The following is a 24,160-nucleotide window of genomic DNA, read 5'->3' as shown; positions in this document are numbered from 1 at the left end:
AAGAAGCGCTTATTCGGTTAGTGTCCACGGCTGAACCTTAGGATCAGGAAGCTGCAAGGCTTCTATCTTGGCCTTGCCCGCATCCGATAAGCCAACTGCCCACTTGGTAAAGAACTCCGTGAGATCTTCTTGTGCAAGCTTTGAAGCCGTGACGGCAAACAAATCGATTTGCTCTTGATTATTTTTAGGCAATGCTGTTTTTGGCATCTCACGATAAGTGGTAAATAGGTCTGTATACAGCTCCCAGCCATAAGCTAGTTGAAGCTGCTTAAAGAGAACAAGGCGATCGTAATTGTCAATCTGACCATAGCGCTTGCTCGGATCATTGCTATTCAAGAACTCCATTGCCCGTTCGTAGTAGGTCTTGCCGTCCTTTTCTTTTAGTAGCTCTGATGGATTGCCGAACTTCTCCTGAAGAAATAATGAGAAAATGTTAACGGTCACTTCACCGACGTCGCCCCAAGTCCATGCGCTTTGCTGATATTCATGACCAAGCTCATGCCAGTACCCCCATGCCTTCGTCTTCACGTATTCCACATTCACAAGATCCTTCCCTGCGCCGAGTGGCGCCATGATAGGATAACCTGCGTGAAGCGCGCCTGAAGTAATCTGGCGATCCACGACATAATAGCGTTGGTAAAGATCAGCAGTATGGGGAAGAGGAGCGTTTAACGATTGACCAGATAATCGATCGGAATCATGAACAATCTCATCCCAGGTTTGCATCAGCTCTTCGGGATTCGCCACGTCCTTGATGAAGGAGGATGGCACATTCAGCACGATGCGGTTGCTCTTGAGCTCCGCAATTGGTGCCGAAGGCTTCGACCTCATAACGTCCCATTCCGCTTGAGTGGTCTTTCCTAGCTCATAGTAAGCGGCTTGAACCGCGCCGCTGATGGAGATGTTTACCTTCTCCCCTGGGGTGGGCTTCATTGGGATGAAATAAATCATTCCGCCATATGGACTGCTGACTTGTACGGTTCCTTCGGACAGTTTCTTGAAATGCACGAGCAGCGGCACCCGGTTCCACGTTGATGATCCTCTGAGATCATCATCATGGGAGCCGATCTGAACGGAAACATGCTCCGCCCCTTTCGGAACTTGCAGCGTAATCGTCTCTCCTGGAGGAGCATAAAGCCCTGTGCTTACCCAATTCTTGTTCGGCAGCCGCAAGGAGTAGTTCATATCATAGGGGAAGTCGAGATTAACTTCAACCATGCGATTTATGACCTTCTCCGCAGCGCTCAGAACCGCTCCAGGGAAATCTGAAGCATAGGGTGAGGGCTGCTGATTCGGCTCTAGTGTAAAATGGCTGAATGCAAAGTTAAGCAGTGCATTGCGATATGGCTGCTCATTGCGAACGATCGGGAATGAAACCTGACCGTATTGCTTAACTTCCGCTTCCGTCCAAGCATATAAAGAATTCTCGGGTGTGATGGTTTCAAGGGTTTCAAGCAACAGATCGGTAAGGAGCTGCTTCTTTTTTGTATCGGTTGCGCCCGGCAGCCCAATTGGCAGCTCGCTTAACGTGATCGTTCCATCCTCTAATGCCTTGCCTTGCTTAAGCCAATAGCGGATCGTGCTGTTCGCAGCTGCTTCCGCACTAAGCTTTGGCGGTGCAGCCTGCGCAGGCACCTCTCTGTTCATAAGGCTAAGACCGGCCTTATTCAAGAGGCGCTGGATCGGGAAATGCTCGCTAATACGGGCTCCCCGCCAATTGCCAATCCGAGCCCGCTCCTCCACCGGTGTGGAGCGGGTAATGCTCTCAAGACTGCGTCCATTCTGAGCGAGTATTATATTTCCCCCGCGCTCCATATAACGCTCTAAGGCCGCTGTGTCTGCTTCTGATGCCCATGCATCCACATAAGCAATCGCAACTTTCTGCGGATTGAGCTTCTGATCCTCCCACTTCTCGATTTTTACAACCTCAATCGGAAGTGTGGGATCAAGATTCAGATCAACCGTTGTCATGATCTGAATCTTTTTCTTTCCTTGACTGGCTAGCGTCTCTTCATACCGACCTGTAAGGCTGTTGCCTTGACCTGCATTATGGTACCCTTCCGCAGTCAGCCACTGGAGTACATTGCGGGCTATTGTCCGATCAGTCTCGCTTGCCCCAGCCTGAAGGTTCACGTATTGCGTGCTGCCAGCAACGATCATGCGTCCCTTCCCGTAACGCGCTGCTCCAATTCCCGCCATGCCCTCAGGAGCAGATATGGCAAATGCCGTGTCGCTCAGGATGCCTACTCCGCCCGTTCCCGAATAGATCGGGATCGTTTCCAAATCTTGATACAGTTGCTTAAGGTCCTGCTGAAGTCGTTGTTGAGCTGCTTGCTGTGCAGGTGAGTCCAAGCTGTTCTGTGCTTCTTCGGCTGCGGTCTGCTGGATCGGAAGCTGCCCTTCGATCTGGCTTTCTTCTGCGAGCACGATGCTGCCCATAAAGGATAGCATCATCGTAACACTTAAACAGGTACACATTGCTTTTTTCCAGCTCATCAGCAAACACCCTCCATGCTCGATTTTAGATTGAGCCTTCGATTTAAACTTGAACCTCTTGGTTCATTAAGGATTCATAATAATCACGAAGCTCAATGGACTTGCCTTTATTCAATCGAGACTCTTCCGCGGCAAAGGCCATAAGATGGCTGCGAACGGACACCGACGCAGATGTGAGGCTCTCGCTGGTACCGTATTGCTTCACTTCCTTCAAGAAGCTCCTCACAATGCCGCTGTCTCCGCCTCCATGACCTGTCGTCTGCGGAGGAATCTTGATCTCTGTCGTCTCATGCGTTAAGAAATCCATGAGTACAATACGCCCTTCCTCGCCGCGCAGCTCGCCATGGGTGCCCATGATCTGAATGCGGCGTTCTTGATGTCTCGTAAAGCCGCTCATGCTGAACATCGCAGTGGCCCCATTTTCAAACTCCATATTGACCACTTGATGATCAACGACATTGTTGTCGCTTTTATACACACAGCGTCCATAGTCTGTTTCCTTCAAGCCTTTCACGATGTTCTCTCTGGTAAGCTCTTCTGTGAAGTGTCTAGCCCAGCCCTTGCCCTCGCCAAAATAAAAGCGAGGTGCGGAATAAGCACAGCTTGCCTCAGCCGGACAGCCGTCAATGCAGTAATCTGTCGCTCCCTCAGGCGCATTGCCGGAGTGAAAGTGCATCAAGGAGCCATAAGAGCTTACACGCACACAGGGCTGATCCATCAGCCAGGAGAGCACATCCATGTCATGGCAGGACTTTGCAAGTATCATCGGGCTGGAGCGGTCCGAATTGTTCCAATTGCCGCGCACAAAGCTGTGGGCAATGTGCCAATAGCCTACATTTTCATTAAGCTGAATAGACACAACTTGACCGATTCGCCCTTCCTGGATCAATTTCTTTAGGGATGACCAGAATGGGGTATAGCGAAGCACGTGGCAGATGGTCAGCTGTCGGTCATGCTGTTTCGCCGCAAGCTCCATCTCTACGCATTCTTTGGGGTCTGGCGACATCGGCTTCTCAAGCAGCACATGGTACTTTTTCTCGAGCGCTTGCACGGTGGGATGATAATGCATGCGGTCCTGCGTACAGATAAAGGCGACATCGGCTAGCTGCGGCTGCCGCAGCAGTTCCTCCCAAGAGGAGTACTGATGCTCCTTCGGAATGCCGTGGGCCTCGGCAAACTTAGCAAGCCGCTCAGGATTCGCCTCGGCCACCGCAACAAACTTCAATTCGTGAGGATAATCAAGTGCATACGGCGCATATCCTCCAGCCCCACGTGCTCCTGCTCCGATCAATACAGCTGTAAATGGCTTCATCGCTTGTTCCCCTTCCTCTTATTCTACATGGCTATAATTTGGATTCTGAATCTCTCTGTATTAGTTGCTAATGGTAGTCTTTCTATCTCTACGAGATAATAGATTCGGGAATGCGGTTGATCGAACGGCTCTACCAATATGGCTTCCAATTCTTATAGACCCGCACCAGTGCTTCAAAATAATAATAATCGCCCCAAATGCAGCACTCATCAATGCCATTCCCTAAAGGTTTGCCATACACGCCATGAAGAAGAATGCCGTTTGATTCAGGCACGGTAATTGTCGTATATTGATTCGCTAAAGATTCAAGCGTGAGCATCGCTGCATTCTCATATCGTCTGCGAGATTCGCTGGATAGCGGCAAATGTCCCGCAAGCTCCAGCAGACCGCAGGCCGCAATCGCTGCAGCTGAGCTGTCGCGTTCTTCCTCCCCATCAGTAAAAATGAGATCCCAGTAGCACACATAATCGTCTGGCAATCGGTTTAAGTAATAATTAGACACCTTCTCTGCCAGTCCTAGAAGCTCTCCATTCGCCGTATAGCGATAGCTGAGCGGCAGCCCATAGATGGCCCATGCCTGTCCTCTTGACCAGCAGGAATCATCGGAGTAGCCTTGAGAGGTCTTCCCGTATCGAGGCAGCCCAGACTCTGTATCCATATAGAACGTATGATAGGTCGATGCATCCTCTCGAATGATATAAGCCGCCGTTTGCTGAATATGGCGTTCAGCTGCTTGATAATAGCGTGAATCCCCTGTCATCTCTGCAGCCCAATACAGGAGCGGCAGATTCATGGCACAATCAATGATCATGCGACCACGCTGATTTGGATTATTGAGATTGCCCCAAGCTTGAATAATGCCCGCCTTCTCAAAGTAGCGCTCCATAAGCAGATCTGCCGCTTGCAGCGCGATATTCTTGGCTTCCACATTCCCTGTGAGCTTGTATGCCGCTACACAGGACAAGGTGTAGAGAAATCCAAGATCATGCGTTTCTGTTGCAATGCGCTTCTCCACTCTCTCCTTATAGCTCTCGAGCTGAAGCTCTGCTTTTTTGCGATACTTTTCGTCTCGTGTCACCTCGTAGGCAAGCCATAGCATGCCTGTCCAGAAGGAAGAGGTCCACTCCGTATTTCCAATGGCCGGATAGATCTGATTCACGCTTGCCGGCGCGGGGAATTGTTCAGTAAATACATCAAGACTTCGATCTAATTGACGAAGCACATAGTTGATTGCCTGCTCACACTTCTCTTTCGACCATATGGAATCCATCAACTGAAAGCGATGCGTCTCTCTTACTGCTTCATGTACAACACTTGCATTCATACTCTAGCCTCCTTATCCTGTTCGCGTGAGGAATGCTGGATACTGATGCGATACTTGCCAGGCGTTACGCCTTCGAGCTTCTTAAAGGCGCGTATAAACACAACATCGTTGGTGTACCCCACCATCTGTGCCAGCTGGGCATTCGTATAGTCGGACTCTCCCATGTATGTCTTTGCCAGCTCAATCCGAGCACGGGTAATGTAGTCCGTCAGATTCTGGTTGCTCGCCTTCTTGAAGAAGCTCGATACATATTGCGGCGTCATGCCAAAATGATCTGCGATCATGACTAGCCCTAGATTCTGATCTCGATTATGAAGATCAATCATATCCATAATGTCTTGCAATAGCTGTTTGCTGTGATCGGTCTGAGAGGTTTGGAAGGAGGCCGTAAGCAGCGCATACAGCCGCTTGGTCTCTCGGTGCATATCTTCAACGGTCTTGCAGTTGAACAGATTTTTAATAGGATCAATGTTCGGGCCTAGCAGCGCATCAAGATCGCTATTCGTGGTGTTGGTAATCTTAAGAAAGGTGCTGATGATATTGAAAAATAGGCAGAGCCCGAGCTCAAGCGTCATTTTTGCCGTATTAAAGTTCATTTCATAAATATTATCTAGAAGCTTGGCGACATTGTCGGCATCTCCGCTCTTCACATGGTTGACAAGCTGCACCTCGAACTCGATCGGATAATAATAGTGCGGTGTCGCATCCTGTATCTCTCCGAAGTGAATAATGGCATTCTGGCCGCGGAACATGCGGTAATCGAAGGCCGCCATCGCTTCCAGATACGCATGCCCAATCTGTGAAGTCCCTCTATGAATATCGCTCGCTGCGATGGTTAACGAGATTTTGAACCGCTCATGCATAATGGCAAGCAGCTGCTCGAGCATATCGTGCAAATCTTTCGAATGCTCTTCTTCCAGCGCAGGATCGAAGTTGCAGAGAAAAGCGATGCGGTCGCGCTCCAGTTCCACGGCATACCCAAGATGACGGGCTTGGATAATGTCCGTGCCGACGTTCGAGATAATAAAGCGAACATGCGTCCATTTGGCTTCAGTAGCCTCTTTGGCATAGCCCGCGATATCCTCAGCCTGAACAATAAATACCGCAAAGGAGTCGGATAGAAATTGAATATTCATGAAATCCATTTGAGAATCAAGCGATTCCTGATCCAGATCAACATACCCTCTGATCAGACGAGATAGGAAATTGCTCTGAATCACCGGAGCTTGCTGCAAAAGTCGATTTCTCAAGTGCCTCTCCTCGAGCAGCGTACCCTCGATCGACTCGGTGATGAACTCATATTCATTGCCTGTCTTACGATGATCGTTTGGCTTGCTCTGAATGATGGCATCGACCATTCTCTTTACCGGACTATAATGGCGGTAGGCCATCCAGCAAGCCGTAGCTCCGCCGCACACGAGCGCAATAACTAGAACCAAGAGTGCGATATGCTTCATGCTTTCTACCCGCTGCATGAACAGATCCTTAGGCATGATGGATACATAATGCCACTCCGCCTGCTTCGAGGCCGTATAGGAGATGATGCTATCGGTACCATCCCATTCATAATCAAACAAGCCGGAAGCGCTCGTCAGCTTCTTCGCCATCTCTTCAGTAAGCGAAACCGAAGGGTCGGTTGACGCAATGATTTGATTGTAACGATCAACGATAAAGATCGTGCTGTCATTGGCCAGCTCAAGCTGCTTGAACATCTCTTGAACTTCCTGCTCGTTGATCAAGATGACCAAGGATCCTCGCGTTTCCGTTACTTCATAGATTGGAAGCGATTGCAAATACGTGATGACCTTAGTCGGGCTAGCACGATTCACGGGGTCCTGCCACAATGTAGCTGACGGCAGAAAGGCCAAGCTGTGATATCCCTCAAGCACATTGGTATGCCAAGTCTCATAGTCCATCGTCTCATAGCTGTAATACTTTTCATAGAAGGTCCTCGCATCCGTTCGCATGCCTGGCTTCAGGATCAGATCGCCAGCCTGCAAATGAATATAAAAATCCTTCATAAATCCGCTTGCGAAGCTTTGATAGCGATTCAAGTAATCCCTCACGAACTCGACCTGTCGATAGGATTCCTCGTCTGTCGTCCCGCTTGAGCTGAGCAGCGTTGCAAGCTTCGGATTAAAGGCAATTTGCTTCGCCAGAATATCCATCTCTTTCAGCTTGTTGTCCACAGAAAGCCGCAGCTGCTCAAGCATGGCAGAGTTCGATCGCTTTGCATTGCCCTCCAGCACATCCTGCACCTTGGTGTAAAGGAACAGCCCCATCGTGACGGGAATGAGGAGTAGAATAAGATTGGAGACGATCATCGCAGACAGCACGCGGCTTAGGCTGCGCTTGCGAAATTTCGGAAGAAGACTCATTATGGATTTCATCATGATCCCCCATTTTGATGAAATTGGAATGAATCATGTATCCTTCGTGATGAAAACTGAATTCCCTTCCTCTTCTCCTCAAATTTTACCCAAAATCATCCTTTTTGCACACGATTCCTCCCAAAGAACTATAGGCAAGCAACCCATTACAAGCTTTCCTTCCTATTTCGACTTCGTCCAAACCCTATTCTTTAATTGCCCCAATTAGCACACCTTTGACAAAATATTTTTGCAGGAACGGATACAAGACAAGGATCGGTAAAGTAGAAACAATAATGGTGGCGTACTTAATCGTCTCTGCGATAGCGATGCGGTCCCCTGCACCAGCGTCGGTCATCATGCTGTCCGTCGAGTTCGTGATCAAGATCTCACGAAGCACGAGCTGCAAAGGGAACAGCTCCCGATCTCTCAAGTAAATGAGTGCGCTAAAGTAAGAATTCCAATGCCCAACGGCATACCACAGAATCATAACGGCAATAACCGGCATGGATAACGGAATAATAATGCGGAATAGAATAACAAGATCATTCGCCCCATCGATGCGTGCTGATTCTTCCAAGCTAATCGGGACCGATTGGAAGCCCGTTCGCATGATAATCATATTGAAGGTGCTGATTGCGCCAGGAATAAGCAGTGCCCACACCGTATTGAGCATTCCTAATTTGTTGATCAACAGGTACGTAGGGATCAGACCGCCGCCAAAGAACATTGTAATGACGATCAAGAGCATCAATATATTTTTAAAATAAAGATTGCGTCGTGATAATACGTAAGCTCCAATTGACGTTAAGAGCAGGTTGATTGCCGTACCACAAACCACATAAATGAGCGTATTGCGATACCCGGTCGTGATCATCGGGTTGTCAAATACCGCTTTATAAGCACTAAAGTTCATATCAAGCGGCAGCAGCAGCAAGCCGCGATGCGCGGCAAGCGAGGCAGGATCACTTAAGGAAGCGAACCCGACATAGATGAACGGATACAGCGTTACGAAACAAAGAAGCAGCATAAATACCGTATTGAATCCTACAAATACTTTTTCACCCACGGATATTCTCATCGGAGCGCCTCCTTTCCTACCATAGTTTGTGTTCGCTGACTCGCTTGCTGATCGTATTGGAGGCCACGAGCAGAATAAAGCTGACTACAGAGTTGAACAAGCCTACCGCAGTCGTAAACCCATAATCCGAATCCAATACGCCTCTTCGATAGACGAAGGTCGAGATGACATCTGCTGTCTCATACGTAAGCGGGCTGTACATCAGCAGCACCTTCTCGCTGCCGACACTCATCATGGAGCCCATATTCAAAATGAACATGATGACAATCGTCGGCATGATGCCAGGAATCGTAATGTGCAAGACCTGCTTGAATCGTCCCGCTCCGTCAATCTTGGCCGCCTCATAAAGTGTCGGATCAATGGTAGCGATCGCTGCCAGATATATAATGGAGCCCCAGCCTAGACCCTGCCAGATGCCAGAACCAACGAACAACATCCTGAACCAGCCCGGCTCGGACATAAACGGAATGCTCTCGATCCCAAACCAACCTAAGAGCTGATTGATAAGACCGTCCCGTGCCAAGAAGTCGAACATCATCCCCACAACGACAACGATCGAGATAAAATGAGGCAGGTAAGAGATCGTCTGAACTGCGCGTTTGAAGATGCGCCCTCGAATTTCATTGAGGAGCAGGGCAAGTATAATTGGCGCTGGGAACGCGAATATCAGCTCATAAATATTAATGAGAATCGTGTTGCGAAGCAGCCGTCCAAAGTAATAACTGTTGAAAAAGTTCTCGAAGTGATCGAACCCGATCCACTTGCTGCCCCAGATGCCGTCTGCGATACTGAAATCTTTAAAGGCCATCAACAGCCCATACATCGGACCATAATGGAAGATCGCATAATAGGCGATGATCGGCAGCGCAAGCAAATAAATATATTTATTGCGCTTTAGATCCTTCTTGATCAGTGTCCTCTTCTCAATCTTGCGGCGCTGCTTGGCGTGAATATCAGGCATCGTCTGTGGTGAAGCTGCCATACGTTTCCCCACTTTCCTTGTTGTATGGAAGAAGCGAGAGAGACTCTCCCGCTTCTCGTATTCCTTGCATTATCGCTTGTTGTAGCGCTCAAGCGCGTTCTGCTGAATCTCAATCGCTTCTTGCAGCCCCATGCTCTCAATCGTCTTGACGTATTTATCGAAGTTATCAAGCGGCTCCTGCCCCATAATAAACTTCAGATACATCTCATCCTTGAACGTATTGATATCGTTCATGATCGAGGCATAACGGCTGCTTTCTTGACTGTTCGGCGTTGTGCGCGGCAGCTTCAGATCCAATGTAGGCTCTGCCCAGATCTCTTTGGATGCGAGCTGATCCTGCGAGGTTGTATACTGCTCGTCAAAGCGTATATCCAGCATGAACGGTCCGCTGAACGTGGCGCGGTTATGCTGGGACATCGATTGAATGACAGGCAGGCCGGATGGATTGTTCAGCACCTCTGGCTTAAATACCGGCTTGCCATCCTCCATCGTATAGCTGACGCCTTCTTTACCGAAGTTGAACAGGAGCGTTCCTGCTTCCGAATACGCGTAATCAAGCCATTTTACCGTCTCAATCGGGTTCTTGTTGCTTGTTGTAATAGCAGCGCCTATGCCCGTATATGCAAAGTCCTTGTAACCCCAAATCTGCTTGTCGCCTTTATTCATCACAGGATACGGAGCCGCTACTAAATGGAAATTCGGGTCCTTTTCCTTCATGAGCGTATTGTATTTGCCGATGCCGCTTCCGGTGTACAACACCGCAGAGCCAATCTGCGAGCCGGTAATCTTGGCTTCAAGAAGCTTATCATCAGTCGTGGCAAAGTCGCGATCCAACAAGCCTTCCTGATACCATTTGTTCATGAGCGTGAGGAATTCTTTAAATCTCGGATCGGTTGGCCCGTACTTCACCTTGCCATCCTCTTGATAGAAGCCGGCATTAATGCCAAAGGCTCCTAAAAAGGCTGTCGATGTATCCACATCGCCTTTAGTGACATAGATCGGTATCTCATCGGCTTTGCCATTGCCGTTCATATCGTTCGCTTTAAACGCCTTGAGCACGTTATACCATTCATCAATGGTTGTTGGCATTTCGAGATTCAGCTTATCCAGCCAATCCTGGCGAATCGTTGGTCCAAGGAACACCTTGAGACGGTCATGAGAACGGATAAATGGAAACGCATAGATGCTGCCTTCATCCGTCATAATTTCTTTCTTCCATTCAGGATGCTCGTCCAGGACCTTCTTAAAGTTAGGCGCGTGCTCCTCGATGAGCTCGTTCAAGCGTATGATCTTGCCATCCTTAATCGCTTTTTCCGGTCCGCCTGGATACCCCGTCCACGAATATTCAATGACGTCTGGGAGCTTATCCGAAGTGAGCATTAGATTGAACTGCTCCTTTGCCTGCTGCCCTTCAGGAGGATGCTGGAAGTCTACTTTTACACCTGTAACCTGTTCCAATTCCTTGTAGGCTTCAATCTCGTTATAGCTTTTTAATGTTGCGGAGACTTGGCTGACCATCTGTACCCAATAGGTTAAGTTCGTAAGCTTCTCAGGCGCTTGCCCGTCTTGGCCGCTAGTTGCACTTTGCTCGCTTGATCCCGTGTTGCTGCAAGCTGCCATTGTTATCGATAGAATGACTGCCATCATGATGATGCTTGCGCGTCTTAATGGATGAACCCGCTTCAATTCACATGCCCCCTTAGAATAAGTTCATTCTTCATATCCCATGTAAAAGTAAGTAAAGGTTGTAAGTGCAGGCGGTCAATCCGCGTTTGCCTTACCTTCTTTACAATACCTGAAACTTCCTTTTATTGAACACTCTCGGCTCGCTGAAAACACCATCTTATTTTAAGATTCGAGACTGACTTTTTTTAAAATAGACTGATGATTTTGAAGAAAAGCACCGAAAGAATCCTTGTTAATTGCGCTTAATCAAGAAAGAAGCCATCCTTCTTTATCGAAGAATGGCTCATCGTATAGCTGCTAGGATTGCTTTAATTCAGCGATGATTCTAGTAAATTCAGCTGCGGCTTGCTCATCGATATGCTTGCCGGTCTGGGCACGAATAAAATGTTCAAGCGATTGGTAGGCAGCAGGATCATTCGGATTGCCCTTCTCGATTCCTTTAATGTGACTCTTCAGCGCTTGAAGGATGCCTTGGTTCGTAATCCAGCCTTCGGCTTTTGCATGCTCGACGGCATCATATAAGTCCTGAACGGATGCTGCCTTTACTACGTGGAAACGAACAATCTTCTCACTGACATTCCCAGCATGGTCCTCTGCTGTGATCTTCAGCTCGTGAGTCCCTTTTGCTAAATCGTTTGGGACAATGGTGTACGGCGCGGCAAGGGGAGACCCATCCAATGATACCCGTGCAGACTTCACGCCGCTTAACATGTCCGTCACCTGAACAGGGATCGCAATAGGCGTATCTCCATAGACGCTTTCTGCAACGGTTGCTTCAATGTTCGGTGCGGTCCGATCAATCTTAACCGTCGCCTGCACCTCATCGCTCGTTACGCCAGAGAGCTGTCGGACCCGGGCAAATACTTTCGTTTCGCCCTCTGCTGTAATGGCGACAGGCTCTTTATATTCCGTCCAAGTTCCAGTTTCACCTAGCTTATATTGGTTTCTTAGCCCGCTTCCCTCTTCCACTGGCGTAGGATTCGTGATTGTTACTGTCACCTCAGCACGGCTCCACTCTTGTTCTGAATCTGAATCAAGCACAATGACAGGGGCTTCGATTCCATCCGATTCACGCAGCTGCCATATAGGCTGTGCTGGCTTCGGCAGATTCAAGGCCGCAATTTGAGCTTTTACGGTGCTCGGTGTGTATTTCAAAAACCATTTATCAAAAAATTCCGTTAGATCCTCACCTGCCGTCTTCGATGCCATCACAACAAAGGTATCGATCTCGGCCTGATTGTTCTGCGGCAGCTCAGCTGCTGGAAGCTCGCGATAAGCTCGGTGCAGATCAACATAGAAATCCCAGCCATACGCTAAGGAGAGCTGACGGAACATGACCAGATTGACGAATAGATCCTGACCTGACTTGCCGTAGACCGTCGTGTTCGGGTCACTAGTCGCCATGTATTCAAAGGCGCGGTCATAGAAGTCTTTGCCTTGGGCGTTGCGTGTAAGCAGATTGCTTGGGTTGCCGAACTTCTGCTGAACATACAGCGAGTAAATGTTCACGGTAACTTCGCCCGTCACATCCCAGTTCCATGCACCCTGCTGATATTCATGGCCCGTCTCGTGCCAGAAGCCCCAGCCATTGCGCGTAACTCGTTCAATGTCCACTGCATGGGCAGCTGATGGATCGATCTGGAACATGATCGGATAGCCTGCATGCATGAAGCCAGCGCTTATTTGCCGATCGGCCACATAGCGGAATGGAAGATCGGTGCTGCGGTGCGGCAATGCCGCGTCAGGCGATAAGCCCGCCACTTCATCGGTATAGTCGACAATCTGATCCCATTTCTCGAGCAAGGCCTTCGGATCAGCCAAGCTGCGCACATATTCGGAAGGCAGGGTAAGAATGACTCTTCGGCCTTGCAGCTCAGCCCATGGTGCTGAATGCTTGCTGATTGTGTCTCTCCATTCTTCATTCGTCGTTTGGCCGAGCACATAGTAAGGCGCTTTTACTCCGCCCTTAATCGTAATATTTTTGGATACTCCAGCCTGCGGCTTTGTCGGGATGAGATACAGAAGCCCGCCATATGGACTTCGAATAACATTGTCTCCAGGAACAAGGGTCTTGCGCTGCGTTACGACCGGAATCCGCTTCCATATATTTTGACTCGTCAAATTATCAGTGTGAGCACCGATCTGAACATCAAGCCCTGTGGTTCCTTCTGGAACATGAATCGTCATATATTCTCCTGCCGGTGCATAGAGCCCTGTGCTGATCCAATTCTTAGGCACGGTGCCTTGTCGCAAATAATCAAAGGTGGAATAGTCAAAGTCGACGGTGATGGTTGTGGTCTCTACTCTTGGAGCATCCAAAGGTACAGGACCAGGGAAGTTATCGGCATAAGGGGATTTAGGTGCATCCAGATTGCTGCCAACCAAGCTCAAATTATAAGCAAGCAGCGCGCTGGAATAAGGCGCTAAGGAGCGGTCCAGCGGGAAGGTCAGATGGGTGCCAAGCTCCTCTGCATCCTCCTTGATCTGAGCATACATAGGACTTTCATCAGTTAGGCTGCCGAATGTGCCGCCTGTAACGGCCGCAAGAACTTGCAGCTTCTTCTTCGCATCCGCACCCGCTGGCCCAATTTGCAGCGTACTCGGATCAAGCTGACCTGCCTCCACAAGCTTCGCCTGATCCACAAGCGCAGCAGCATGGTAAGCATTCGACGCTTGGACGCTCAGCTTAGGGAACGTCTCGTTCTTCGTCGTGGCCGTGTTGTTCATGAGCCCAAGTCCCATTCAGCAGGCGCTGAAGCGGATAATCCTCACTGAGCTTAGCGGTGCGGCCTTGATAAGCACTGCCGAGGAATACGTTCGGATACTGCTCCATCACCCAGCCCTTCATTGCGACAACGACGCTGCCGCCTTGCTGAACATAGCTTGCAAGGGCGTCAATCTCATCCTGCTTCATCGTCGCATCCACATAAGCAACTGGATATTTGGCAGGATTAAGCTCTAAGGAGTGAAAAGAATCGCCTTTTACAACTTGAATGGGGAATGGAGAATCTACGGTGAAATTTTTGCTTGTTGCTGCAAGCATGGGAAGGGTTCCGGCGCCATCAAGCGCCTCTCTGTAGGTAATCGGCTCTGCTTGCTCAGTCAGCCATAAGAGGATATTGCGGGCTACCGTCTTGCGGTCATCGGTAATATCAGAGGTGAATTTGAAGTAAGAATCGTCTCCTGCAAGGATGACTCGTCCGGCTCCGTAATGAGCCGCTGCCAGGATCGGGGTCGTATCGGGATTGGTGGCGAGCACGAAGGCTTGATCCCCTATCGCGGCTACACCTCCATTGTAGGTGGCTGATACGGAAGGATACCCTGCAAGATCCTGATAAATGACGTCTAGATCATGCTGGGTAGCGGCTCTAACCGAGTCCTTGGCAGCAAGCTTTGCCGCGATCTCGGTACCAGCCGACACGCTGTCTGCCGCAGCTGCCCAAGACACGGGTTGAACGAGCAGAGCAGACATCGTGAGGATGCATACCCCGTACCGAATGCGCCTGCCTGTATTCTTTTTTCTCAACATCATCCATCTCCTTTGCCGAATAGATTGGTTTACGAGATGAACATACCTCAAGCCTCTGAGGATTGACTACCCACAATATTTAAGATTGAGCTATCGTTTTTATGTTTTCTATGATCCGGTTAATAGACCATGAAAAAGGTGAAGCTCTCGACCCACACCAGGTGAAGTCCGTCCACATATGCTAATAGCAGCATAAACATGCGGGAGCATCGCCTCCCTCTTGTGAAGGAGAATCAGCATGAATATCTTGTTTACCTTCTATGTGCCTAGCGGCGGCATGGAGACCTTGAATCGCCAGCGCTGCAATGCGCTTAGGCGAGTGGGGATTCAGGGCCATGTGCTCTACACGCAGCAGGGCGCTGGACTACAGAATGTGTCCAGTACGCCCACCTACGTGACCAACTATGACGAGGATATCATGCAATTGCTTCATACTCATCAGTATGCTGCCGTTATTGTATCCTCGGATTACACCATGCTTGAGCGCTTGCGAGAATTAGGCTACCAGGGCCCGATTATGTTTGAAGCCCAGGGGCTTGGTTCAAGAGAAAACGCTGAACGTTATATTCAGCAGGCCGCTTCCTCGATCAGCGCGCATACTCAAGGCATTTTATTGCCTTCTACTCCGCACCTCATCGAATTGTTTCGGCGCTACTGCCCTTCTTCTCCCCAATATGCCTTCCATAATGTCGTGGATATTGAGCACTTTCATTATCAATCAGGGCTTGTCCATCCTGTGCCGATCATTGCTTGGATCGGCAGACTGGAACCGAACAAGAATTGGAAGCATTTCTTGGAAATCGGTTACTTTATCCACCGAATCAGACCGCCGATTGAGCTTTGGATGTTCCATGATGCCCATATCTATGTCGAACAGGATCGTGTGCAATTCTATGAGATGATCTATCATCTAGGATTAACTTCATGCCTAAGGCTAAGAAGCAACGTGCCGCATGCGAAGATGAGCGAATTTCTATCCGTCGTCGGAGACTCTCGCGGCTTTCTCCTCTCCACCTCCATCATGGAGGGGTTTGGCTATGCGGTTGCTGAGGCCATGTGCTGCCGCTGCCCTGTAATCAGTACGGATTCGGAAGGCGTGCGGGTGTTCATTACACATAATGTAACAGGCAAATTCTATCCGCAGGGCAATATTCAGCAGGCTGTTAACGAGGGAATCGAATTGATGCATGAGCATGATCTTCGCTCGTCTATTCGCAACAAGGCGGTAAAGCATATCAAGAAGCATTTTTCAGCGGCCCAATACTGCACATCCTTCAAGAGCATGCTACGTGATGTGAACCTCTACTAACGCTATCGATGCCATGTTTCCTAATCATCCGCCTCCTGCATCATGAACCAAATTCGGAGGACGATCGTTGCTGAATCCGTTTTTTTGAGCCGAAAACGGTCGTCCTTTCAATTATGACCTGGCGCCGCAGGATTACACGCTTAAATCGTTGATAATCCCCATGATTGCAGTGTCTGTCTCAATCCCTCGTCAAAAGAGGTGCTAGCCGTCCATCCCAGCGCATCGACAAGCTTCAGCGGGGATAAACGGCTGTGCCGAATGTCGCCATTTCTTGATGGCGCATATTCCCGCTTGATCGATTGGCCTAGTAGATGCTCAAGCCGATCCGTGAGCGCTAATATGGAGATAGCGTCGCCTGTACAGACGTGATACGTCCCCGTCAGATTAGACACTAAGGCAAGAAGGGAGGCTTCGGCTACATCTTTAACATAGATAAAATCTCTTGTCTGTCCCCCATCTCCGTGGATGCGAATGGATTGACCTTCACAGATCCGCTTTGCATACATCGCGATCACGCCACCGTCTCCCTTAGGCAGCTGCCTTGGGCCATAGACATTGGCGAATCGCAGGACAAGCCCCGGAATGCCGTACAGCTTCGCATACAGCTCCACATAGCGCTCTGCCATCAGTTTGGATAAACCATAGCAGGAGGTCGGCTCTGTCGACGTCTCCTCTGTTATATTCCACTTGGACGAAGCCTGCAGTGCCGGCGGCATCCCATATACAGCAGATGACGAGGCCAGCAGCAGCGTCGCTGTTTTCGCCAGCAGGCAGGCCTCTAGCATATGAAGGGTGCCGATCGTATTCACTTGCAGATCGTAGACCGGATTCGCAAGCGAACGGGATACATCTGCCTGCGCAGCGAGATGCACGATGGCGTCAGGCTTAATGCCTGCTGCTAGAGAGATAACCTGCGGGTCCGTAATATCCGCCTCGTACAGATGGGCATCAGGATGAAGCTGCTCCTTTTTACCAGAGACCAAATTATCGATCACATGCACATCATGTCCCTGCTCAATGAACAGCTCGACAAGATGAGAACCGATAAATCCCGCCCCACCCGTTACGACTGCCCTCATCGCTCCCACCCTTTCTCATCATGTTCATCCATTACACTTCGCGACTTACAATCTTAAGCAATCACATCTACTTCCTTGAAGGCATCCGTTTGCAATGTACAGCGAATATTCCGCTCCGCATCCTTCAGCCGAACCGTCAGCTCAATCGGATGATGGCCCGTGATCGTTGTAAAGACTTGAAAGCAAAACGGACCTGAAGCTAGACGCAATTCAGGAATGCGCACCACCGACTGGGACTGGCCCTTCGGGTTTAATTTATACAGATGCTCTGCCGTAACACTGCCATCGCAGATTAACCGGATCAGGACATTCGCGCTATGATCATATAGATTGGTAAGCTGAAGCTCTGCTGCCTTGAGGATCGTTTCTCCTCCTGCAACAGGATTATCATATATTTCGGAGTAGTAGACGCCCATTCGTATCCTCCTTAGAAAAATACCCGCATGGATTCGCTTCTAACATATGCGCTCATCTCCCATTAGGCGAGGGCGTCAGCCTATCACAGCCTACCTTTTCCATGAACACTCTATTCGTCTGTACCCTTCTATGTGCTGCACCATATACTATGTTATCTTTAGCGTTGCTGCATAAAGGAGGGGGAGCATGAAGATTCTGCTTGCCACATACTGGGAAATCCCACATCTGGGAGGCGTGTGGCCGCTGATGCAGCGCCTCGCCCAAACCTTGACTGAAAAAGGGCATGAAGTCGATCTATTTGGCAATCACGAGGCTTACTTTCATCTCTACAATCGCCGAAAAAAATATATGAAATTGGACTACCGCCCATTGCTTGAAGCTCACCTCGGCTCGACCCGTCTTGCCCAATCACCGATCATATACTCGACGGAAATCGACCGCTATATGATGGAGCTTGTCCTCTCTAGGCTTAAGCTTGCCAACTACGATCTCATTCACGTTCATGATGCCATCGCCGGACGGGCTGTCGCGAGGGTAAAGCCTCCTCATGTCCCGCTCCTTGTCAACCCCCATGGCTCCCTTAAGGGGGAGATTCGACTCTTGATCGAATCCCGAAGCCTACCTGATATTCATTTGGATTTACTGTACCAGTACTATGCAAGGATGGAGACGGCGGGGCTCATGTCCGCTACCCATATTACGACCTCCTCGAAGTGGCTGAAGCAGATCTTTGTTCAAGAGCATGGCATTGAGGCAGGGCACATTACCGTGTCTCCCTATGGCATATCGATTCCACCCTTTATCTCAAAAATGCGAATACAAAATGAGGCTGTTCGTCCACCTGGGAAGAAAATCATTACCTTTGCCGGCCGAATCGTCCATCTTAAAGGCGTGGAAATCCTTCTCTATGCCCTTCATTCCTTGCACCAGCATCGACAGGACTGGGAATGCTGGATTATCGGCGATGGAGACAGGAGAGAAGGCTATATGTCGTTGGCAGCCACACTAGGGCTGAAGAATGCCGTTCGTTTTTATGGACCTAGACAGGATATCCCCAGATTACTGGCATTAACGGATATTTATGTACAACCCAGCCTGCAGGACAATCAGCCTCTGTCCGTTATTGAAGCCCAAATTGCTGGCAATGCGGTAATGGTGTCTCCGGCGACTGGACTGCCTGAAATGGTCGAGCACGGAGTAACCGGATGGGTGGTTCCTGCAAACGAGCCGCAGGCGTGGTGTGATCACCTCAATGAGCTGCTTTCGAATCAAGCCCTTCGAACCAAGCTGCAAAACGAAGCCAAACGCAGGGCTGCCGCACAGTGGTCTCTCGATCGGTATCACCGGGAGCTGTTCTCGTTGTACCATAAATTAACGAGGAAACGAGTATAGGCTGATCAGTTCCTGCAAATAAGGGGTTAACTCAAGGCTGCCTCCAAATAGGGAGCGCACTTATTCGAGGAAAGGAGAAGATCTGATGAAAATTCCGGGTCGACTATACAGCAACCTTTTTACAACTCCTCCATCAACAGAGGACGTCCACGTCGAATCCACCATCTGGAATGACCTGATTAAACGGCTGCCGGACTGGTACACGATTCCGGACGAAGAGGTGTTAGCACCGATTGTCGTGCAAATTCCAATTTCATAATCCTTGTGAAGAATGCCTGTGAACGCTCTCTTAGTCGGACTGGATCACAGGCTGTCTCTGTTGCTCTTTTGCTTCTCACCATGTGAAGACAGCTTGTCTCACCTTTCATGGATAGTAGAATCTCACAATCAACCATTGAGAGAGATCCCCTAACCGAAAATAAGAAAAGGCAAGCTTTACGCGATGGTTGTAACAACTTTCTCCCGATTGTACCGGGCGACATCGAAGTAAAGCCAGCCTCATCTACCCAGATAAAGAATGATACTTGCATCTTTCTTCAACCTTATTAGACCAATCTTGAATGACAGATCCTTATCGTTGAATCAGCTGCCCGATAAATTGGGCGAGCCTGCTGTGATAATACTCGACTACCGAGCGCATCTCGTGCTCGACTGCGGGCCGATGGCGAAGGGTTCCCATGCCCTCATGCCATCTGTAAGCCGTTAACGACAAAGGAATATAATGAAAATCCGTCCCCGACAAAATGGTTCGAAACCATAAATCAAGATCATGCGTGTAAGGAAGCTTTTCATTGAACAATCCAATTCGCTTCACTAAATCCTGTCTAAGCATGACTGTACAACCGTTAATGGGGTTATAGGTAAAAAAGGCGTTATAAAACTCAAACACATTCAAAAACTGTTGTGCGGCGTGTGATTGTGTGACGTGGCCCGCGTGATTCATATAATCAAAATTGGTGAAGCTAATCAGGGCCTGCTGCTGCTGCATATAAGCCACCTGCTCACTGACCTTGGTAGGATAGAACTTATCATCTGAGCTAAGCCATGCGATATACTTGCCCGAGGCATACTGAATACCATGATTCAAGGCCGAGGCCGTTCCCCCATTCGCCTTGCCGAGATAATGAATACGAGGACGATAAGGATAAATGCGATCTGCATGCTGACTGGATCCGTCATCGACCACGATAATTTCAATGTTTCGATAGGTTTGCCCTAATGCACTTTCAATGGCTTCAGCAATATAAGGATCGTTGTAAAAAGGGATGATAATCGTAACTAAAGGCTCTATGACCTCACCTCCTTTGCTCACGGTAATAATCCAGAATATCACGGATGGACAGTTCAAACGGAATACTTGTTTGAAATCCAAGATCGGCAGCCGATAACGGCGAGCGGCCTCCAGCCGCCGTCCTTGAAGCGGAGTTCGCTTGTGCTGGACTTGACCCTCTCACTATTCCCTTGCTCGTAACTGCAATCGGCTCTGACATGGGGAGTGGGAGCTGCCAGGATACGGACAAGCGACTTTTTAATTGACTATCAAAGGCTTGAACAACATCTTGAAGCGTTCGTCTTGTACCGCTCGCAATCTCGTATGCGTTCCCTCTCTCCCCGTGCTGCAGCAGCATTTCATAGGCCAAAACCGCATCCCGCACATCCACATAATCGCGGGTCGATTGACTGGCATGCAGGAGGAACGGAGACACCGCTTTACCTAGCTCCTCCTGCACGGCATGCTGAGCGAGAAGCGAGCATATTCCTATGGAGGGCCCCGGACCAATAAGATTGGACGGCTCTGCAAGAATGACATCCAGATCGAACATCTCACTCCATGCAACAGCTGCAAGCTCCTGCAGGCCTTTGCTGAAGGCATATGGATGTGCTGGTGAAAACATCTCGAACAAGCTGCTCTTCAGCTTTGAAGTCACCACGACGCACCGTGAACGCGGACACTCCCGCAGCGCATCCAGCACATGCAGCGTACCAATCATGTTCACCTGTACCGTCTGAAGAGGCTCCTTCCATGATGTTTGAACGGCATTTTGCCCCGCTAGATGAAGGACATAGTCAGGTTGAACTTCCTTAATGGCTTTGCGAATCTGCACGCCATCGTTCAAATCTCCATAGATCGGCGTCCCAGGAAGATCTTCACGCTCCCAATGCTTCGGCTCCCTGGTCATGGCAAGCACCTTCATGCCCTTGGAAACAAAATGAGCACTGGCTTGGCGGCCCGTGAAGCCTGATCCGCCCGTAATGAGCAGCTTCGCTCCATGAAGCCCGCTCATAAGCGTCCCATCCATTCCGCCATCTCTCTTAGCATCACCGGGTAATCCGGCATGGGATAATCGGCGTCTGCTCGCGTATTCCAAAGCGTTCGATCCAAGATAGGCTTCTCTTGTGGAACGATTGTAACATCCTCTCTTCCTAGCACCTCCGCCAGCAGTACAAGGAGCTCATGCTTTGACAGCTTGGAAGGCGCCGTCAAATGAATAAGACCAGGTACAGATCGATCCATATAGTAATGAATTGCTTTAGCCAGCTCTAGCGTCGTTACGCCATTCCACCACACCTGCTTGTATCCCGGAATCTGGCCCGTCTGCTGTTGGAACCATTCTAGAAGTCCAATTCCGTTTGAACGAATCTCAGGACCAATGATGGAGGTTCGGATCGTCAGATGAACCGGATGGTCCTTCAGCTCGCCAAGTGACTTCGTAATCGCGTACATCGATTGACCGTCTGGAGGGTCCTCTTCGCGGTAACTGCCTTTATCGCCCAGAAATACGCAGTCTGTGCTAATATGAATGACTTTGGCATCGATAAGATTGGCACGAAGCTTCAATCGATGCGGCAGCAGGCTGTTCACTTGAAAAGCCTCAACTGGATCCTTCTCGGCTGCTTCATTCAAAATGCCCATCGCATTAATGATCACTTGCGGTCGAATCACTTCAATGACGCGGTCCAACTGCTCGGTGTCTCGTGCATCCAGCATAATGGCATGATCATCGCCTGCATCTCGGCTTGTATAAAACACCGCATGCTCGCGATGACGGCGAAAGTAGCGGACCAGCATATGGCCCGCCATGCCGCTGCCTCCTAGAATGAGCAGCTTCATTATATAAATCCTCCCTCTGCCAGCAGCAGGCGAATCTCATCCTTGCTCATGAGATGGTGCTCGGAGCTGAAGCTTGGGAAGGTCACCTTCGGATAGTGTCCGTATACATCCTTTAGCCCTGGAATATCAAGCGTCGGCAGAATGACCAAATACTGCTCGTCATAGACGACGGTGGTCAGACTCTCATAATCACTCATGAGAATCTCATGAATCTTTTCCCCAGGACGAATTCCTTTTTCAACCAATGAAACAGAGGTCTCTCCTGAGGCTTCAATCAACACCTCTGCCAAGTCCACAATGCGGCAGGTCGGCATTGTCATGACAAAGATCTCCCCGCCAACACTCACTTCCGTTGCCTTGAACAGCAGCTTTATGGCATCCTGAAGCGTGAGGAAGAACCTCGTCATCTCTTTGCTCGTGATGCCAACCTCCTGCTTCTGCTTGATCTGATCCTTAAAAAGATGAACGACGCTTCCGTTTGTCCCAAGTACATTGCCTCCGCGAACACAGACAAATCGCGTATTGCTGCGAAGCAGGTTGGCATATACGATCAGCTTCTCGCCGATCGCCTTCGTCATGCCATAGAAGTTGGATGGATTGGCCGCCTTATCGGTTGAAATATAAATAACCTTTTCCACTTTATTCTCCATTGCCGCCTCGATGACGTTCTGAGTCCCTATCACATTGGTCTTCAGCGCTTCATAGGGCTGCTCTTCACATACTGGCACATGCTTGAGCGCCGCAAGATGAAACACATAATCGACATCTCGGCATGCAAGTTCCAAAGCGCCCTTATCCCTTATATCTCCGATACTGAACGTCAGCCGCGCGTTCTCGAACTCGCGGCTCATCGCAACTTGACTGGATTCATTGCGCGAATAAACAATGATCTCAAGCGGATTCTGCGGAAGCAGCTGGCGCACTAGCTCATGCCCCCAAGATCCCGTACCGCCCGTTACGAGAATGCGCTTGTTATTAAACATCCTTTTTCCCTCCAAGCAAATATTTCACGACGATATATGACACATGCGCTGCTTCATAGCCTTCTGGACAGGACCATTCCCTTGGCGATTGTGTCATGATAACAGCAGCAGACACGATATGAGCGGGATCCAGCCCTGACACCACGTTGCTGCCGCAATCCACCGTCTCCGGGCGCTCCGTGGACTCCCGAATGGTCACGGTCGGCACGCGCAGGATGCAGCATTCCTCCTGTACCGTGCCGCTGTCGGTAATGGCTCCATAGGCGTGCTGCTCCAAATGCACGAAATCAAAGAATCCGAAGGGCTCATAGCATTCCACCAGCGGATGCAGGCTTATCTGCAGCTGTTCAATCTTCTCCCGAGTTCTTGGATGAATGCTGCAGATGAGGCGCATCTTGAATCGCTCCGCGATACGATTCAAGCCTTCTAGAATCTGCTTAAGGTGCTTCGGATCATCAACGTTCTCCGCTCGATGGGCAGTAACGATAAAATATTGCTTTTGCTGCAGGTTTAAACGCTCTAGTACCGAGCTTTGTTCAATCTTTGGCCTAAAGTGCTGCATCACTTCATAGATCGGATTGCCTGTTAGCACAATCCGATGACTAGGCACGCCTTCACGCTCTAAATTCTGCTTGCTGTTCTTGGTATATGGCATATTGATTGACGAAATGGCATCAATCACCTGCCGATTCTTCTCCTCTGGAACCCGCAGGTCAAAGCAACGATTGCCTGCTTCCATGTGAATGACAGGAATGCCCATCCGCTCAATCAGCACCGCACATAATGCACTATTCGTATCACCGAGCAGAAGCACTTTATCCGGCTTCTCTTCTAAGCATATTTGCTCGATTCGGCTAAACATCATTCCAAGCTGTCCACCAAGCGAGCGTTCCTTCAGATACAACATATAATCGGGTTCACGAAGGCCTAGTTCCTGAAAAAAAACATCTCGAAGCGTCGGGGTAAAGTTCTGCCCCGTATGCACAATAATGTGCCGCTCCGCCCATTGGTCCAAAAGCTTCATAATAAGGCTCAATCGGATAATTTCCGGTCGTGTCCCTATGATGGTCATGATCTTCATCTGCACGC

Annotated in this window: 19 protein-coding genes; 3 read left to right on the top strand and 16 right to left on the bottom strand. The window is 49.5% G+C overall.

What is annotated here, in order from left to right:
* Window positions 1–9 precede the first annotated feature (9 nt).
* From I2H74_RS05230 to I2H74_RS24495, 9 genes are all read right to left on the bottom strand, one after another.
* Complete coding sequence (locus I2H74_RS05230; RefSeq protein ID WP_195572187.1) at window positions 10–2,496, bottom strand: M60 family metallopeptidase; 2,487 nt, start codon at window positions 2,494–2,496, stop codon at window positions 10–12.
* Between the two features lie 43 nt (window positions 2,497–2,539).
* Window positions 2,540–3,808, bottom strand: coding sequence for a Gfo/Idh/MocA family protein (locus I2H74_RS05225; protein WP_195572186.1), 1,269 nt, complete (start codon window positions 3,806–3,808; stop codon window positions 2,540–2,542).
* 130 nt (window positions 3,809–3,938) lie between these two features.
* Window positions 3,939–5,132, bottom strand: a complete 1,194-nt coding sequence (locus tag I2H74_RS05220) for a glycoside hydrolase family 88 protein (protein ID WP_195572185.1) — start codon at window positions 5,130–5,132, stop codon at window positions 3,939–3,941.
* Window positions 5,129–7,525 carry a helix-turn-helix domain-containing protein gene (locus I2H74_RS05215; RefSeq protein ID WP_229106417.1) on the bottom strand — a complete coding sequence of 799 codons (2,397 nt, stop codon included), beginning with the start codon at window positions 7,523–7,525 and terminating at the stop codon, window positions 5,129–5,131. The genes I2H74_RS05220 and I2H74_RS05215 overlap by 4 nt, the downstream gene beginning before the upstream one ends.
* 181 nt (window positions 7,526–7,706) lie before the next feature.
* Entirely contained in the window at window positions 7,707–8,582 is an 876-nt protein-coding gene (locus tag I2H74_RS05210) for a carbohydrate ABC transporter permease (protein WP_195572184.1), read from the bottom strand.
* Window positions 8,583–8,598: 16 nt separating this feature from the next.
* On the bottom strand, window positions 8,599–9,543 hold the full coding sequence (locus tag I2H74_RS05205; protein WP_420707424.1) for an ABC transporter permease: 945 nt from the start codon (window positions 9,541–9,543) through the stop codon (window positions 8,599–8,601).
* Between the two features lie 90 nt (window positions 9,544–9,633).
* Entirely contained in the window at window positions 9,634–11,211 is a 1,578-nt protein-coding gene (locus tag I2H74_RS05200) for an extracellular solute-binding protein (protein ID WP_195573361.1), read from the bottom strand.
* A gap of 336 nt (window positions 11,212–11,547) precedes the next feature.
* Window positions 11,548–13,977, bottom strand: a complete 2,430-nt coding sequence (locus I2H74_RS05195) for a M60 family metallopeptidase (protein WP_229106416.1) — start codon at window positions 13,975–13,977, stop codon at window positions 11,548–11,550.
* The gene (locus I2H74_RS24495) at window positions 13,937–14,779 is read right to left on the bottom strand and encodes a hypothetical protein (protein WP_229106415.1); all 843 of its coding nucleotides are present in this window, start codon (window positions 14,777–14,779) and stop codon (window positions 13,937–13,939) included. The genes I2H74_RS05195 and I2H74_RS24495 overlap by 41 nt, the downstream gene beginning before the upstream one ends.
* A 238-nt stretch (window positions 14,780–15,017) precedes the next feature.
* On the opposite strand from I2H74_RS24495, the gene I2H74_RS05190 reads away from it, so the two are divergent.
* A complete protein-coding gene (locus I2H74_RS05190; RefSeq protein WP_195572182.1) occupies window positions 15,018–16,088 on the top strand; it encodes a glycosyltransferase family 4 protein in 1,071 nt (356 codons plus the stop codon).
* 140 nt (window positions 16,089–16,228) lie between these two features.
* On the opposite strand, the gene I2H74_RS05185 is transcribed toward I2H74_RS05190, so the two are convergent.
* Both I2H74_RS05185 and I2H74_RS05180 read right to left on the bottom strand, forming a co-directional pair.
* Window positions 16,229–17,167 (bottom strand): NAD-dependent epimerase/dehydratase family protein, encoded by a 939-nt coding sequence (locus tag I2H74_RS05185; protein WP_195573359.1) that lies wholly within the window; start codon window positions 17,165–17,167, stop codon window positions 16,229–16,231.
* A 53-nt stretch (window positions 17,168–17,220) separates the two neighbouring features.
* Complete coding sequence (locus I2H74_RS05180; protein WP_195572181.1) at window positions 17,221–17,583, bottom strand: hypothetical protein; 363 nt, start codon at window positions 17,581–17,583, stop codon at window positions 17,221–17,223.
* A 187-nt stretch (window positions 17,584–17,770) separates the two neighbouring features.
* Here I2H74_RS05180 and I2H74_RS05175 point away from each other — a divergent pair, with 187 nt between their 5' ends.
* Window positions 17,771–18,976: a glycosyltransferase family 4 protein gene (locus I2H74_RS05175; RefSeq protein ID WP_195572180.1), complete on the top strand. Its 1,206-nt coding sequence runs from the start codon at window positions 17,771–17,773 to the stop codon at window positions 18,974–18,976.
* Between the two features lie 85 nt (window positions 18,977–19,061).
* Window positions 19,062–19,235, top strand: a complete 174-nt coding sequence (locus tag I2H74_RS05170) for a hypothetical protein (protein WP_195572179.1) — start codon at window positions 19,062–19,064, stop codon at window positions 19,233–19,235.
* 312 nt (window positions 19,236–19,547) lie between these two features.
* Here the strand turns inward: I2H74_RS05170 and I2H74_RS05165 are convergent, their stop codons facing one another.
* The 5 genes from I2H74_RS05165 to wecB are packed head-to-tail and all read right to left on the bottom strand — an operon-like array spanning window position 19,548 to window position 24,152.
* Complete coding sequence (locus I2H74_RS05165) at window positions 19,548–20,267, bottom strand: glycosyltransferase (protein WP_195573357.1); 720 nt, start codon at window positions 20,265–20,267, stop codon at window positions 19,548–19,550.
* Between the two features lie 4 nt (window positions 20,268–20,271).
* The gene (locus I2H74_RS05160; RefSeq protein WP_195572178.1) at window positions 20,272–21,276 is read right to left on the bottom strand and encodes an NAD-dependent epimerase/dehydratase family protein; all 1,005 of its coding nucleotides are present in this window, start codon (window positions 21,274–21,276) and stop codon (window positions 20,272–20,274) included.
* Entirely contained in the window at window positions 21,258–22,088 is an 831-nt protein-coding gene (locus I2H74_RS05155) for a dTDP-4-dehydrorhamnose reductase family protein (protein ID WP_195572177.1), read from the bottom strand. Before I2H74_RS05155 ends, I2H74_RS05160 begins: the two co-directional genes overlap by 19 nt.
* Entirely contained in the window at window positions 22,088–23,071 is a 984-nt protein-coding gene (locus tag I2H74_RS05150; RefSeq protein ID WP_195572176.1) for a polysaccharide biosynthesis protein, read from the bottom strand. The genes I2H74_RS05155 and I2H74_RS05150 overlap by 1 nt, the downstream gene beginning before the upstream one ends.
* Window positions 23,064–24,152, bottom strand: a complete 1,089-nt coding sequence (wecB, locus tag I2H74_RS05145) for a non-hydrolyzing UDP-N-acetylglucosamine 2-epimerase (protein WP_195572175.1) — start codon at window positions 24,150–24,152, stop codon at window positions 23,064–23,066. Before wecB ends, I2H74_RS05150 begins: the two co-directional genes overlap by 8 nt.
* Window positions 24,153–24,160 lie beyond the last annotated feature (8 nt).

The sequence above is a fragment of the Paenibacillus sp. 1001270B_150601_E10 genome (genome assembly GCF_015558675.1).
Classification (GTDB): Bacteria; Bacillota; Bacilli; order Paenibacillales; family Paenibacillaceae; genus Paenibacillus_B.
Note: the sequence above shows the minus strand (reverse complement) of the source record. Positions and strands in the feature narration are given on the sequence as shown.